This window comes from Psychrobacter sp. Ps1, assembly GCF_022129425.1.
Lineage (GTDB): Bacteria > Pseudomonadota > Gammaproteobacteria > Pseudomonadales > Moraxellaceae > Psychrobacter.
Window position 1 is genome coordinate 92,981 of record NZ_JADQAN010000007.1, and the last position, 14,457, is coordinate 107,437.

Sequence of the window (14,457 nt, forward strand, 5' to 3'; positions counted from 1 at the left end):
GGAATATTCCTATGTCTCGTGTGGCTAAAGCCCCAGTGACGCTGCCAAACGGCGTAAGCGTTACTTTGAACGATCGGCAGGTCGAAGTTAAAGGCAAGAACGGTTCTATGTCTTTACGCCTGCATGAATTGGTCGAGCTGAAACAGGAAGATGATGCTATCATTTTCTCACCTACAGTCGATTCAAAAGAAGCTATGATGCACACTGGCACCATGCGCGCTCTTGTTAACAACTATGTTACTGGCGTGAACGAAGGCTTTGAAAGACGTCTTCAGTTAATTGGTGTTGGTTATCGCGCGCAAGTTACTGGTAACAAGGTAACCTTGAACGTTGGTTATTCTCATCCAGTAGAGTATACGTTACCTGAAGGTGTATCAGCTGAAACGCCAACGCAAACTGAAATTGTTTTGAAATCAAACAATAAACAGCAGCTTGGTCAAGCAGCCGCCAACATCCGTGGTTTCCGCCCACCTGAGCCTTACAAAGGTAAAGGTATTCGTTATAGTGACGAGCATGTGATTCGCAAAGAAGCTAAGAAAAAATAAGGTGAGTTGAAATGTTTGATAAAAAAGCAGCTCGTCTGCGTCGAGCTAAGAAAACACGCGCGCATATCCGTTTCTTAGGCGTTCATCGCTTAACGGTTAACCGCACGTCAAAACATATTTATGCCCAGATTATCTCTCCAAATGGTGGTGAAGTGATTGCTCAGGCATCTACCTTAGACAGCAGCTTGCGTTCAGGCGCGACTGGTAATGCTGATTCAGCAACGTCTGTAGGCCAAATGATCGCAGAACGCGCAAAAGCAGCTGGCATTACTAAAGTTGCCTTTGACCGTAGTGGTTTCAAATATCATGGTCGAGTTAAAGCTTTAGCAGAAGCTGCTCGCGAAAACGGATTGGAGTTTTAATCATGGCTAGAAATGATAAAAATGATAAAAATGAACAGACTGACGGTCTAGTAGAACGCTTAGTTACCGTTGATCGCGTAGCGAAAGTTGTTAAAGGTGGTCGTATTTTCTCTTTCACTGCATTGACTGTAGTGGGCGATGGCAATGGTCGTGTAGGTTTTGGTCGCGGTAAAGCACGTGAAGTGCCAGCTGCTATCCAAAAAGCACTAGAAGCTGCCAAACGTAATATGATTACTGTTGAGCTAAATGATGCAACTTTGCATCATCCAATCAAAGCACGTCATGGTGCTAGTAAAGTCTATATGCAACCTGCATCTGAAGGTACTGGCGTAATCGCTGGTGGCGCAATGCGTGCTGTATTAGAAGTTGCTGGTGTCAAAGATGTTTTGACTAAATGTTATGGTTCTACCAATACTGCTAACGTTGTTCGCGCAACGTTTAACGGTTTACGTGATATGTCAACTCCAGAGAAGATGGCAGCTAAACGTGGTAAATCTGTAGACGAAATCTTGGGTTAACTTAGACTAGGTGAGTTACGATGAAAAAAATGAAAGTCACTCAATTTAAATCGGGTGCCCATCGCCTAAAGAGCCACAAAGCGAGCTTGAAAGGATTGGGTTTACGCCGTATTAATCATACTGTAGTAGTAGAAGATACTCCTTCGACTCGTGGTATGGTCAATCGCGTTAACTACATGGTAAAAGTGGAGGAAGCGTAATGGGTCTTAGATTAAATGAATTATCACCAGGTGTTGGCGCAAAGAAAACTGCCCAACGTCGTGGTCGTGGTATCGGTTCAGGTCTTGGTAAGACTGGTGGTCGTGGTGTAAAAGGTCAGAAATCTCGTTCAGGTTCTAGCATTCGCTCAGGATTTGAAGGTGGTCAGATGCCTTTATATCGTCGTCTACCAAAATTTGGTTTTACCAGTAAACTGGCTATGAAGACTGCTGAAGTACGTCTTTCTGAACTGAATAAAATTGAAGGCGATGTAGTTAGCCTTGAAACACTTAAAGCTGCTAACCTTATCCGTCACGATATGAAACGTGCTCGTGTAATGCTATCAGGCGAAGTCACTAAAGCTTATACTTTCAAAGGTATTAAAGTGACTAAAGGTGCTAAGCAAGCTATCGAAGCTGCTGGTGGTAGCATCGAGGAGTAGTAACGTGTCAAAACAATCAATGTCATCGGCTGGTATACCGCTTAATCCATTCGCATTTATACGTAAGTATGATGAGCTATGGACGCGTTTATTATTTTTAATCGGCGCATTGATTGTTTATCGTTTAGGGTCACATATTCCAGTTCCGGGTATCAACCCAGTTAACTTGGCTGATCTGTTTTCGCGCAACGAAAACACCATTCTGAGCATGTTTAATATGTTCTCAGGTGGTGCGCTAGAGCGTATGTCTATCATGGCACTTGGCATTATGCCATATATCTCAGCATCGATTATCGTACAGATGATGTCTGCAGTATTGCCATCGCTTGAAGCCCTCAAAAAAGAAGGTGAAGCGGGACGACGCAAGCTAAACAAGTATACCCGTCAGGGAACGCTTGCTTTAGCTCTAGTACAGTCATTAGGAATGTGTGCCGGCTTAATCAGCCAAAACCTTACTTTATCTACTGGTCTTACCTTTTATATTCCAGCTGTCACTTCTTTAGTAGCAGGCGCAATGTTCTTAATGTGGCTTGGTGAGCAGATTACAGAACGCGGCGTAGGTAATGGTATTTCAATGCTCATTTTCGCGAGTATTGTGGCTGGTACGCCAGGTATGATTTCGCAGTCTATTGAACAGGTCAATCAAGGTCAGATGAACTTGATTGTGCTATTTATTTTTGTACTGTTAGGTATCGCGGTTACTGCGGGTATCGTTTATATTGAACGTGCTCAACGCCGTGTTCCTGTGAACTATGCACAAAAACAGCAACAAGGTCGCAAAATTTATGCTCAGCAGCAATCACATTTGCCGCTTAAGCTAAATATGGCAGGGGTTATCCCAGCTATTTTTGCCAGTTCTTTGTTATTGTTTCCTGCAAGTTTAGGGCAGTGGGTTGGTCAATCGACTGATCCTACCTTTGTACAGAAAATACTTCAAAATATGGCATTGGTGTTGTCCCCAGGACAGCCGCTATACTTAGTACTGTTTGGCGCAATGATTATTTTCTTCTGTTATTTTTATACGGCATTGGTATTTAGTCCGCGTGAAGTAGCAGAGAACCTTAAACGTAGTGGTGCGTATATTCCAGGTATTCGCCCAGGACAACAAACTCAGCGTTACCTCGATCATGTATTAAACCGACTGACCTTTATTGGCGCGATGTATATGACGGTTATTTGTTTAATGCCAATGGTCGTCCAGTCATCGTTTGGTGTGCCGTTTCAACTCGGTGGTACGTCTTTACTGATTATGGTGGTTGTGGTAATGGACTTCATCTCGCAGATTCAAGCGCATTTGATGACCCATCAATATCATGATCAGACGTTAATTCAATCGCCCACTCAACCTTAAATGAGCGGTACGATATTTCAAGGAGCATGCTATGAAAGTTCAAGCATCAGTTAAAAAGATTTGTGGTAGCTGTAAAGTTGTGCGCCGTAAAGGCCGTGTACATATTATTTGTACAGCAGAACCTCGCCACAAGCAACGTCAAGGTTAATAATTAGTATCAGAAAACATCTAGTTTTCGCTGCTAATTAAATTAATACTTGAAAAATAACGGCGGATGCGATATCATCCGCCACTTGCCGTGTTTATACAAAATCTTTTATAATAGAATCGATGAGCAGACTTATAGTCAAAACATCGATAATGACTATAAAAGCTCTAGTATTAACAGCAACAAATCTGAAGAGTAAAGCCTTATCGCTAGATAACGCTTATTTTTCTTTAATGGAGAGAAATCAATGGCTCGTATTGCCGGCGTAAACATTCCGGATAATAAGCATGCTGTTATTTCACTAACTTACATCTTTGGTGTAGGTCGTACCACTGCTGAGAAAATCTTAGAAGCAGTTGGCATCGCCCCTACTACTAAAGTCAGTCAGTTAGATGATACACAGTTAGATGCTATCCGTGCACAAGTTGCAAACTACATGACTGAAGGTGACCTTCGTCGTGAAGTTTCAATGAACATCAAGCGTTTAGTTGATCTTGGTTGTTACCGTGGCATCCGTCATCGTCGTAACCTACCAGTTAGAGGTCAGAACACCAAGAACAACGCTCGTACTCGTAAGGGTCCGACACGCCCTCTCAAAAGATAATTAACTTAGGAAGCTAAAAGATGGCAAAAGACACTCGCAGTCGCAAAAAGGTGGCTCGTCGTTCAGTATCGGAGGGCATTGCCCATATCCATGCGTCTTTTAATAACACCATTGTTACGATTACCGATCGTCAAGGTAATGCATTGGCTTGGGCCACTTCAGGTGGACAAGGCTTCCGTGGTTCACGTAAATCTACACCATTTGCAGCTCAGGTTGCAGCTGAAGTCGCTGGTAAAGCGGCCCAAGAATATGGTGTTAAGAATATCGATGTTTTGGTCAAAGGACCAGGACCGGGTCGTGAGTCTGCGGTAAGAGCACTAGGTGCATTGGGTTATAAAGTTAACAGCATCTCTGATGTAACCCCAATCCCACACAATGGTTGCCGTGCGCCGAAAAAGCGCCGCGTCTAATATTAAAGACGAAGCTTTTTATACTAAAAGCTTATAGGAGACATAACAATGGCCCGCTATATTGGACCAAAACTGAAATTATCACGTCGTGAAGGTACGGATTTAGGCCTTAAGTCTGGCGTTAAACCGTATGACGTAAAAACGAAGAAAGCTGGTCGTCCACCAGGTCAGCATGGCGTAAGCCGTAACAAGACCTCAGAATATGCTCTACAGTTGCGTGAAAAGCAAAAAGTTAAGCGTATTTATGGTGTACTAGAGCGTCAATTCGCGAACTACTATAAAGAAGCTGCTCGTAAGCGTGGCGCTACTGGTGAAAACCTACTAGCAATGCTTGAGAGCCGTCTAGATAACGTTGTATATCGCATGGGCTTTGGCTCAACTCGCGCAGAAGCACGTCAGCTAGTCAGTCATCGTACTGTTATGGTAAAAAAAGCTGGCCGTGATGAGTTTGTTCGTGTGAACATTCCTTCAATTCAGCTTCAAGATGGTGATGTCATCGCTATCCAAGAGAAATCTCGCGAACAGCTACGTATTAAAAACGCTATCGAATTAGCGACACAACGTGGTATTCCAGAATGGCTTGATGTTGACCACAGCAAACTACAAGGCACGTTTAAACATGCGCCTGATCGTATTGATCTACCTGCTGAAATCAACGAAAGCTTGATCGTTGAGCTATACTCTAAGTAATGACGTAATGCTCAATGTTATGAAAATGGCATTGAGCAATTAACGTTAATTAAACCAGTTTAATAAATCGAGGTGACATCATGATGCTAAATGCAACTGAGTTTCTAACGCCGAATGCCATTAATGTGGATACGGTTAACGAAACGATTGCGAAAGTCACGCTCGAACCGTTAGAACGCGGCTTTGGGCATACCCTAGGTAATGCTCTGCGTCGCATCTTGTTATCTTCATTACCTGGTGCTGCAGTCATTGAAGCTGAGATTGATGGTGTTGACCATGAATACTCAACGCTTGAAGGCCTGCAAGAAGACGTACTTGATTTGCTTTTGAACTTAAAAGGCTTAGCAATTACGCTTCATGACCAAAATGAAGTATTTTTGACCTTGGATAAACAAGGTCCAGGCACTATTACTGCTGCAGACATCGCGTTGCCGCACAATGTTGACATCATCAATCCAGAATTGGTCTTGGGTACATTGAGCGACCGTGGTCATCTTAAGATGCGTTTGCGTGTAGTGATGGGTCGTGGATATGAGCCAGCAAACCAGCGCCGTGAAGATGGTGATACTAAAGCAATTGGACGCTTAAAGCTTGATGCAAGTTTTAGTCCTGTGCTTCGTGTTGCTTATCAGGTTGAGAACGCTCGTGTAGAGCAGCGTACTGATCTTGATCGTCTTATCATTGAGCTTGAAACTAATGGCACTATAGATCCAGAAGAAGCAATTCGTAAAGCAGCCACTATTTTACAACAACAGATTTCTATCTTTGTTGACCTAGAAGCTGAAGAAGCGCCTGAGCCTGTGAAAGAGAAAGAAGAGGTTGATCCGGTGCTATTACGCCCTGTGGACGATCTTGAACTAACGGTTCGCTCAGCCAACTGCTTGAAAGCTGAAAACATTTACTATATCGGTGATTTGGTACAGCGTTCAGAGACTGAACTTCTAAAAACCCCAAATCTTGGTAAGAAATCATTGACAGAAATCAAGGACGTATTAGCGTCTAAAGATTTAGAGCTCGGTATGCGCCTAGATAACTGGCCACCAGCTGATTTACGTGTTGATGATCGCTTTTCTTATCGTAGCCGTTAAACTTTAAGGATTTTTGACTATGCGCCATCGTAAGAGTGGAGTCAAGCTGGGTCGTACCGGCAGTCATCGTAAGGCAATGTTTCAGAACATGACTAACTCATTATTTGAGCATGAACTGATTAAAACAACTTTACCAAAAGCTAAAGAACTACGTCGCGTTGCCGAGCCATTGATCACTATGGCTAAAGAAGACAGCGTTGCTAACCGTCGTTTAGCATTCAGCCGTATGCGTAGCAAAGCTATGGTAGGCAAATTATTTGGCACGTTAGGTCCTCGTTACCAGACGCGTCCAGGTGGTTATTTGCGTATCGTAAAATGCGGTTACCGTGATGGTGACAATGCGCCAATGGCTTATGTAGAATTGGTTGATCGCGACTAGTTTTGCACCTAAGACATATTCCATAAAAAAGCTCCAATGCAATTGGAGCTTTTTTTTGTCTTAAATTTGACTAAATATACTATTAGTTGTTTAAAGCAATAATTAGCTGCTTAGAGTAATAACGAATCGACATTGGCCGCACCTTGCCTGATAACTTCAGGAACGCTGCTAGTCATATCTACGATAGTAGTAAGCTTGGTCGTCTTTATACCTGCATTGATCAGTCCATCGATTTGATTGCCTAGCAAATCTTCAATCTCAAATGGGTCATCCAAAATATCGTCTCGATTAGGCAAAATCAGTGAGCTGGTTAAAATAGGTTCATCCATCGCTTCTAATAATGCTTGAGCAATGGGGTTACTAGGTACACGGATACCAATGGTTTTTTTCTTTGCATGCGCCAGTTTTTTCGGTACGTCTTTGGTGGCAGTAAGAATAAAAGTAATTGGGGCAGGGGTATGGGCTTTCAGCTGTTTAAATTGTACATTATCAACTGTTGCATAGTTGGCAATTTCGCTCAAGTCGCGGCATAGCAAGGTAAATTGATGCTTATCATCGAGTTCACGGATTTGCTTAAGCTTCGTTAGAGCATCCTTTGCTCCTAAACGGCAACCAAAAGCATAACTGGTATCAGTTGGGTAAATAATTAATTGATCTCTGCGCAATAGGTCAGCGGCTTGCTCAATGAGACGTGGCTGCGGATTATCGGGATGAATATAGAAGACTTCCATAGTGGTTCCTTATTTTATAATTATTGGTTTTTAATTGAGACAAATTTTTCATTAGTTAGATATGGTTCAATCACTGGATATATTAGAAGAACTATTCTAGAACTAAAGCAGATCGATATCTTTAAAATACCACTTCAGTTATCAGTATAGCTCAAAGTAGATATAAGTTTAGTGGTAAGGCGTTACCAACCGTAGAAAATCGTTAATAAGTAGGGAAGCTTAGTAATTTAAACTAAGCGCTGGTTTCAGATGAAGAGGTGCAAGCGCTAAGTAACGCAGTCAGCAAAGTCTTAGCGTCACGCGGCAGAGTATGAGGTTTGGCTATGTAGCTTTGGACTTGCTGATAGACATCAATAGCAAAGGTGCTACTACTGGTGTCGAAGTCGGCAAACAAGTTATCTTGGGAGATTTGGAAATTTCGTCCACACGCCAAGGTGAATAAACACTCTAATGCTTGAGGTTTGATTTCTACACGCTCAAATGCCTGCTGCTGAGCCGCTGAGCGTCCATCTGGCGCATACCAGTAGCCAAAGTCAGATAGTTGTCTACGAGCGTCACCAGCTACGCACCAATGACTGATTTCATGCAGAGCACTAGCAAAAAAGCCATGAGCGAATTCAATTCTGGCAGGCTTATCATTTTGAGCTGGAAAATATTCGGGTTCATCATTGCTACGAACCAATATAACTTGCTGATCAGCGAATAAAGTATTAAATAACTGTATGAGCCAATCGGTAGCTAATCGTTCGCTATCAACTATCGATTCTGCTGAGTAGGTATTGTCAGATTGAGTACTATACAGCCTTTGCCACTGACTTCTGCATTCGTTTAAATACTCATCTTTATCAAGATTCAGTTTGTTGTTGGCTGAATTTTCAGTATGACTCCCTAACTGAGTAAGCTGTTGCAGCAACGAACTTGCTTCAGTAGGAGAAAGTAAATCAGAAAAATTCATTTTATTATCGGATAGATTCATAGAGAAGACATTGACTTAATAAATACTAAAGACAAAAAACTTTAGGTAAAAAGGTAAGTAATAAAAGAGCTTAAACAAATTTACTATCAAAAAATCTTAACATACTAGCGCTAGCAGAATATGGCACTTTCCGTTAGTATGGCAGGCAATATTATACACCGTTTTTATGAATGAGGCCGCGCATGTCAAGCACTCCAGAAACTAAACCGTCAGCATCTCACGCTGACAACAAAAAAGTGCCTGTATCTACTGGCATGCCTGAGCACATCTCCTTAGATAAATGGGCAGATACTGGTTATGAATGGTCAGGAGAGGTCAAACCAAGCTCGTTTGATCGTCTTGCTACTACTTTGAGTACTGAACATGAGCAGTCAGATATACAGCTCAACGCTAACTTATATCGTCGTAACAACGTCTTGCATCTAGCATTTACTTTGACAGGTGATGTTTGGCTAACTTGTCAGCGCTGTTTACAACCAATCGCGATAGACTTGTCTGATGATTATGACATCGCGCTACTCGAAAACGACAGTCAGGTTCGTTTAGTTAAAGATGAACAAGATTATTTATTACTGGATGAAATCGTTACCGAGCAATCTCCAGAGCGTCTGTTACCATTTAAGAAATTGGTAGAAGACGAAATCTTGCTCAAAACACCAATGGCACCAAAGCATGACGATTGTGAAATGTCTGTTGAGCAGTTTGGTGAAATACCAGAAGAAGAGGAAGGTGAAAATCCTTTCGCTGCTTTAGCCTCGCTAAAAGGCAAACTATAAGCGTCAAAATTATCTACTCAATGCATTTAAAAAGCCTTTTATCAGCTTTGTACAGAAGAGTGCAAGGCAGGGCTTTATTAATTTAATAAACATGCGTATAATGTCCGGTTTATTGCATTCGAGCAACCTGTTGCTTGCTGATAGAAACTGACTGGGTAAATTTTTTATAAAATTCAGCCTTGGTCAGTGCTTTATGTGAGTGGCAATCTATTTAACTAATGATGCTTAAGACTTAGGTTGTTGTGATTATATAGCCTCTGTCAGTATCGACTTAAGCTGAATTTCAAGCTTATCCCTTTTAAGTATAGGAGCTATATCATGGCTGTTCAAAAAAGTCGTAAAAGCCGTTCTCGTCGTGACATGCGCCGTTCACATCACCGTATGGAAATTGCTGAACTAAGCGTAGATGCTACTACTGGTGAAAAACATCGTCGTCATCACATGACTAAAGATGGTTTCTACCGTGGTCGTCAACTGTTCAAAGTCAGCCAAGACGCCTAAGACATTGGCTCTACGATAGCTTAGGCGAAGATAGTAATAGTACTGGTGACTATTATTGTTTTTGCCTAGTTATTATTAGTCAATAAGCTTTGAGCTAAAAAAAGCCAAGTTATTTCGCTATCATATATTATGTGGCTGGATAACTTGGCTTTTTGTTATTTATAGCTAGACTCATTGCTTAATTCGCTTGTTATTTTTAGTAGATTTAAAAATGTGCTGATATAATCTGCTCCTTTAGTTTGAGCAGCGTTACTCTTGCTGTTTGGTTTGCATCCGCTATGATAATCGTGTCTGTCAGTGTATAGTTTACTGACAATCCGTTTTCTTGCATAAATACTTGAAGTAGCGGCTTTGTATAACATCTAATAATATAATACACCCCATTGTTTTTAGGGATATTTCTAATCAGATAAGGAATATTGGTTATGGCTTCTGTACCCGATATGGTAAAAAAGCAACCCGCTCGTATCGCGGTCATTTTTCCTGGACAAGGATCTCAAGCAGTCGCAATGACGAGCGAGCTTGCTGAAATCTATCCAGAGATACGTGATACATTTACCGAAGCGAGTGATGCGCTTGGTGAGGATTTGTGGGCAATCTGTCAGGACGAAGAAAAACTCAATCAAACCCAATATACTCAGCCTGCGCTTTTGACAGCTAGTATTGCTATTTGGCGTGTTCTACAACAAAAAATAGAAGATACGCCTTGTTATTTAGCTGGTCACTCTTTGGGCGAGTACAGTGCCCTGTGTGCTGCCAATGTGATATCGCTGGGTGATGCAGTCACTTTAGTACATAAGCGCGGTCAGTTGATGCAAGAGGCCGTTGTAGGTGTTGATACTGCTATGGCTGCAGTATTAGGACTAGAAGATAACCGAGTCGAAAACTTGTGTGAGCAAGCAACCGAACATGTCGAAGATGCAGTAGTCGGTGCAGCCAACTTTAATAGTCCAGGACAAGTGGTTATCTCGGGTAACGCTGCTGGTGTCAATGCTGTTATTGATAAAGTCAAAAATACTGGCAAAAAATCTGTTCCTCTAAAAGTGAGTGTGCCGTCTCATTGCGCACTTATGGAACCTGCCAGCAATGCATTGGCTGAAATACTAGCGGGTATCAAGTTTGATCAGGCAACCATTCCTGTTATACAAAATCGTTATGCACGCGTTGAAACCAGTGCGGTCGGTATCAAGCAAGCATTGACCGAACAGCTGAGCGAGCCAGTACTGTGGTCAAAAACCATGCAAGAGTTAGCTGACAAGCAAATTAATATCTTAATCGAATGTGGCAGTGGTAATGTACTGAGCAATTTGGCGAAGCGTCAGGCGCAGCCAATCGCAAGCTATCCTACTGACAAGCCTGCCCGTCTAGAAAAATTATTAGAGGTGTTATCATGAGCCGTACGATTACATTAGTGACTGGCGCTAGCCGAGGTATTGGCAAAGCAGTGGCCAAACGTTTTGCTAAAGAAGGACATTTTGTCATTGGAACCGCGACCACTGAAAAGGGCGCTGAGCTTATCGATGACTACCTTCATGATACTGGTGGTATTGGTCGTGTTTTAGACGTACGTGATACTGCTCAAATTGACAAACTGTTTGAAGAGATTGAAAGCGTTTATGGCGCGGTACAAGTATTGGTTAACAATGCCGGTATTACCCAAGATGGTCTACTGATGCGCATGAAAGATGAAGATTGGGAAAATGTCATCGACACCAATTTGACATCGGTATATCGCATGAGCAAACGTGCTGTACGCGGTATGATGAAAGCACGCCGTGGCCGTATTATTAATATCACCTCTGTAGTCGCTCAAATGGGCAATGCAGGCCAATCTAACTATGCGGCGACCAAAGCTGGCGTAGAAGGGTTTAGCCGTACGCTTGCACGTGAGATTGGTTCACGCCAAGTGACCATCAACTGTGTGGCACCAGGCTTGATCGAAACGGATATGACAGATGAGCTTGATGAGCGCCTATTGAACTCTATGTTAGATGCTGTACCTATCAGCCGTCTTGGTCAGCCAGAAGACATCGCTGCAGCGGTACATTTCTTGGCTAGCGACGAAGCCAGCTATATTACAGGTGCTGTTATTCCTGTCAATGGCGGTATGTATATGTAGTCAATATATGAGCGTTACATAGTTATAATAAAAAACTGTGTGAACGAGTGTAAACTATAATAAAGGGTGCTATAATGACGGATACTTTTGAGTCAAAGCCCTGTATGATAACAGGGCTTTATTAGACATCAGACAAACTGTATAACATGTCATAGAGTACTCAGACAGCATTGCTAGTCTGGCAAACGCATTTTATATACCATGCTATAGCGTTTAAATAAGGCGATATAGCAGTTTATTAAAAATAATAGATGATAACGGAGTGATCTACATGAGTAATGATATCGAGCTAAGAGTAAAAGCAGCAGTAGCTGAGCAACTAGGTATGAATGTTGAAGACATCAACAACGATGCTTCATTCATGGAAGACCTAGGTGCAGATTCTTTAGACCTAGTTGAATTGGTTATGTCATTTGAAAGTGATTTTGGTATCACTATTCCTGATGAAGATTCTGCAGAATTGACTACTGTTCAAAAAGCAATCGATTACGTACAAGCCCAACTATAATTTGCTACTTACTTAGCAGATTTACAATGCCGCTTATCTGATTAGATAGGCGGTTTTTTTATGGGTGTATGACTGATATTTTTAAACGTAGCAATCGAATTTAACATTGACTACGTCAATTCAACATTATTCAACATACTATTACTATCTACATCGACTCTTTTTATCTATACTCCTAATAGTAAGTTGTACAAAAAGATGCCAGTTAGACATTTAAAATATTGTTTGATTGCGCATTTCATTAAAAGAATGACAAATAATAATATTTCAAGGAGTAGATATATGGGTATGTTTAGCTTTGCAAAAGATATCGGTGACAAGATTTTTAACCGTGATGACGAAAAGCATGATGCTAAGACAGAAACGAAAGCAGATGCCAATACACCAGTACAAAGTAGTGAGCCAAGTGCACAATCAGTGGCTAACATCTTGTTGCGCCGTATTCAGCAGCAGAACCTCAATATCAGTAATCTAAAAATTAAATATAATGGTTCTACAGATACGGCAGAAATAAGTGGTAATGCTAAAACTCAAGCTGATCGTGAAAAAGCAATTATCGCTATCGGTAATGTGCAAAACGTTGCAAAAGTTATTGATAACATCGATATCGAAGAAGATGCACCTGAATCTACAATGTATACGGTAAAATCTGGTGACAGTTTGTCTAAGATTGCTAAAGAAGTTTATGGTTCATCTGGCGATTACATGAAGATATTCGAAGCAAACAAACCAATGTTATCTGATCCAGATAAAATCTATCCAGGTCAAGTACTACGCATTCCTAAGCCATAATTCTAGAAGAAGCGTCTAGAAAAATAGTATTTTAAATATGACATTCTAATAAAAAAAGCCTCTTATCATTAAGAGGCTTTTTTTATTTTGTACACTTCAAATAAACACTTTATCTCAGGGATATTTGATAATCATAAAATAATTGGTTAATTAGTCGAGTCTAGCTTGTTGTGCTGCTCAGCTAGAGCCCATTGGATATGCTCATCTAGCATGTCATTATGTATGGTTAATTTAGATTTTAACTGTTCGACTACTTCTAAGCTGGCATTAGCGTTGCCAAGTCCGATAGCGATATTACGTAAAAAATTCACATAGCCGGTACGTCTAAGCGGGCTACCTTGAGTGTTCTTCATAAAGTCGGCTTCTTGCCACTGCCATAGTTCAAGCAAGCTACTATTGTCTAATCCATGCCTTGGTGCGAAGTCATCAACAGTCGTAAGGTTGGCATAACGATTCCATGGACAGATTAACTGGCAATCATCACAGCCAAAGACCCGGTTACCAATTGCGCGTCGATATTTGGTATCGATGACGCCATCATGTTCGATAGTCAAATAAGAGATACAAGCAGAAGCGTTGAGCTCATGGGGCGCTACAATTGCTTGAGTAGGGCATATGTCAATACAAGCGCTACAACTACCGCAATGCTCCTTGACTGGTTTATCGTCGGGTAGCTCAAGGCTCAAAAATAGCTCACCGAGTACAAAAAATGAGCCAGCTTGCTTATTTATAAGTAGTGTATGTTTACCTGTCCAACCGAGACCTGCAGCATCTGCAATCGGCCGCTCAAAGATAGGCGCCGAATCACTAAAAGGTCTAAACACAAATTCTTTTTCTGAACCGATATCCAAATGTTGCCATTCAGGAAGCATTGCTTCTATCTTCAAAGCCAATTGCTTTAAACGGCTACGCATCGTTTTATGGTAGTCACGCCCTCTTGCATAACGCGCGATGATGCCTTTATTGGGATGATCGTTATCAGTGACAGCACGCGGTGTGGGTGCTTGAGTTAGATAGTCCATACGTACGCTGATGATGGTCTTTGCGCCTTCGACTAGCTGATCAGGATGAGCGCGCAGATCATGGTTGTTGTGCATAAACTGCAGCTGGCCCTCATAGCCTTTATCTAGCCACTTCTGTAGTTGTTCAATCTGCTGAGTAAACAAAGGATGATGCACAGATAAAAAACCACAATCAGCAAATCCTAATGCCTGTGCTTGTGCTGTAATCCACTGCTTAACATCAGCTGTGGTTGTAAATACAGTTGGATTGGTAATGGCGATTTTGTTTTTATCAGTAGGCATAGAGAGTAGGTGCTT

Annotated in this window: 21 protein-coding genes; 18 read left to right on the forward strand and 3 right to left on the reverse strand. The window is 41.6% G+C overall.

From position 1 onward, the window contains the following. The first annotated feature begins 11 nt into the window (after positions 1-11). The 12 genes from rplF (at position 12) to rplQ (ending at position 6,735) form a co-directional block, all read left to right on the forward strand. Positions 12-545, forward strand: a complete 534-nt coding sequence (gene rplF, locus I3249_RS05305) for a 50S ribosomal protein L6 (protein WP_057758710.1) — start codon at positions 12-14, stop codon at positions 543-545. A gap of 11 nt (positions 546-556) precedes the next feature. Beyond that, complete coding sequence (gene rplR, locus I3249_RS05310; RefSeq protein ID WP_057758713.1) at positions 557-907, forward strand: 50S ribosomal protein L18; 351 nt, start codon at positions 557-559, stop codon at positions 905-907. Positions 908-909: 2 nt separating this feature from the next. Continuing rightward, the gene (gene rpsE / locus I3249_RS05315) at positions 910-1,425 is read left to right on the forward strand and encodes a 30S ribosomal protein S5 (protein ID WP_057758716.1); all 516 of its coding nucleotides are present in this window, start codon (positions 910-912) and stop codon (positions 1,423-1,425) included. A gap of 20 nt (positions 1,426-1,445) precedes the next feature. Beyond that, positions 1,446-1,625: a 50S ribosomal protein L30 gene (gene rpmD / locus I3249_RS05320; protein WP_057758718.1), complete on the forward strand. Its 180-nt coding sequence runs from the start codon at positions 1,446-1,448 to the stop codon at positions 1,623-1,625. Beyond that, positions 1,625-2,065 (forward strand): 50S ribosomal protein L15, encoded by a 441-nt coding sequence (gene rplO, locus I3249_RS05325; RefSeq protein WP_057758719.1) that lies wholly within the window; start codon positions 1,625-1,627, stop codon positions 2,063-2,065. The genes rpmD and rplO overlap by 1 nt, the downstream gene beginning before the upstream one ends. 19 nt (positions 2,066-2,084) lie before the next feature. Beyond that, positions 2,085-3,416, forward strand: a complete 1,332-nt coding sequence (gene secY, locus I3249_RS05330) for a preprotein translocase subunit SecY (protein WP_166739245.1) — start codon at positions 2,085-2,087, stop codon at positions 3,414-3,416. A gap of 31 nt (positions 3,417-3,447) precedes the next feature. Further along, positions 3,448-3,564, forward strand: a complete 117-nt coding sequence (gene rpmJ, locus I3249_RS05335) for a 50S ribosomal protein L36 (RefSeq protein WP_010196721.1) — start codon at positions 3,448-3,450, stop codon at positions 3,562-3,564. A gap of 247 nt (positions 3,565-3,811) precedes the next feature. After that, positions 3,812-4,168 (forward strand): 30S ribosomal protein S13, encoded by a 357-nt coding sequence (rpsM, locus tag I3249_RS05340; RefSeq protein WP_238068987.1) that lies wholly within the window; start codon positions 3,812-3,814, stop codon positions 4,166-4,168. Positions 4,169-4,188: 20 nt separating this feature from the next. Beyond that, positions 4,189-4,578 (forward strand): 30S ribosomal protein S11, encoded by a 390-nt coding sequence (rpsK, locus tag I3249_RS05345; protein WP_010196728.1) that lies wholly within the window; start codon positions 4,189-4,191, stop codon positions 4,576-4,578. Between the two features lie 48 nt (positions 4,579-4,626). Further along, the gene (gene rpsD / locus I3249_RS05350; protein ID WP_057758723.1) at positions 4,627-5,268 is read left to right on the forward strand and encodes a 30S ribosomal protein S4; all 642 of its coding nucleotides are present in this window, start codon (positions 4,627-4,629) and stop codon (positions 5,266-5,268) included. 80 nt (positions 5,269-5,348) lie between these two features. Beyond that, positions 5,349-6,356 (forward strand): DNA-directed RNA polymerase subunit alpha, encoded by a 1,008-nt coding sequence (gene rpoA / locus I3249_RS05355; RefSeq protein ID WP_021813386.1) that lies wholly within the window; start codon positions 5,349-5,351, stop codon positions 6,354-6,356. A gap of 19 nt (positions 6,357-6,375) precedes the next feature. Then, positions 6,376-6,735 carry a 50S ribosomal protein L17 gene (gene rplQ / locus I3249_RS05360; RefSeq protein ID WP_021813387.1) on the forward strand — a complete coding sequence of 120 codons (360 nt, stop codon included), beginning with the start codon at positions 6,376-6,378 and terminating at the stop codon, positions 6,733-6,735. A gap of 110 nt (positions 6,736-6,845) precedes the next feature. Here rplQ and I3249_RS05365 read toward each other — a convergent pair whose 3' ends face one another. Together I3249_RS05365 and I3249_RS05370 are read right to left on the reverse strand one after the other, a co-directional pair. Beyond that, positions 6,846-7,466 (reverse strand): L-threonylcarbamoyladenylate synthase, encoded by a 621-nt coding sequence (locus I3249_RS05365; RefSeq protein WP_179799533.1) that lies wholly within the window; start codon positions 7,464-7,466, stop codon positions 6,846-6,848. 232 nt (positions 7,467-7,698) lie between these two features. Further along, positions 7,699-8,421: an elongation factor P hydroxylase gene (locus tag I3249_RS05370; RefSeq protein ID WP_238068988.1), complete on the reverse strand. Its 723-nt coding sequence runs from the start codon at positions 8,419-8,421 to the stop codon at positions 7,699-7,701. A gap of 203 nt (positions 8,422-8,624) precedes the next feature. Here I3249_RS05370 and I3249_RS05375 point away from each other — a divergent pair, with 203 nt between their 5' ends. The 6 genes from I3249_RS05375 to lysM all read left to right on the forward strand — a co-directional run bounded on the left by I3249_RS05375 (position 8,625) and on the right by lysM (position 13,138). Beyond that, positions 8,625-9,218 (forward strand): YceD family protein, encoded by a 594-nt coding sequence (locus I3249_RS05375; RefSeq protein ID WP_238068989.1) that lies wholly within the window; start codon positions 8,625-8,627, stop codon positions 9,216-9,218. Positions 9,219-9,536: 318 nt separating this feature from the next. Further along, positions 9,537-9,719: a 50S ribosomal protein L32 gene (gene rpmF, locus I3249_RS05380; protein WP_057758809.1), complete on the forward strand. Its 183-nt coding sequence runs from the start codon at positions 9,537-9,539 to the stop codon at positions 9,717-9,719. 425 nt (positions 9,720-10,144) lie between these two features. After that, complete coding sequence (gene fabD, locus I3249_RS05385) at positions 10,145-11,113, forward strand: ACP S-malonyltransferase (RefSeq protein ID WP_201572270.1); 969 nt, start codon at positions 10,145-10,147, stop codon at positions 11,111-11,113. After that, the gene (gene fabG, locus I3249_RS05390; RefSeq protein ID WP_057758813.1) at positions 11,110-11,838 is read left to right on the forward strand and encodes a 3-oxoacyl-ACP reductase FabG; all 729 of its coding nucleotides are present in this window, start codon (positions 11,110-11,112) and stop codon (positions 11,836-11,838) included. Before fabD ends, fabG begins: the two co-directional genes overlap by 4 nt. Before the next feature lie 271 nt (positions 11,839-12,109). Then, positions 12,110-12,346, forward strand: coding sequence for an acyl carrier protein (acpP, locus tag I3249_RS05395; RefSeq protein WP_057758815.1), 237 nt, complete (start codon positions 12,110-12,112; stop codon positions 12,344-12,346). Positions 12,347-12,628: 282 nt separating this feature from the next. Then, a complete protein-coding gene (gene lysM / locus I3249_RS05400) occupies positions 12,629-13,138 on the forward strand; it encodes a peptidoglycan-binding protein LysM (RefSeq protein WP_057758817.1) in 510 nt (169 codons plus the stop codon). Positions 13,139-13,284: 146 nt separating this feature from the next. Here lysM and queG read toward each other — a convergent pair whose 3' ends face one another. Beyond that, positions 13,285-14,442: a tRNA epoxyqueuosine(34) reductase QueG gene (queG, locus tag I3249_RS05405; protein ID WP_238068990.1), complete on the reverse strand. Its 1,158-nt coding sequence runs from the start codon at positions 14,440-14,442 to the stop codon at positions 13,285-13,287. Positions 14,443-14,457: the final 15 nt, after the last annotated feature.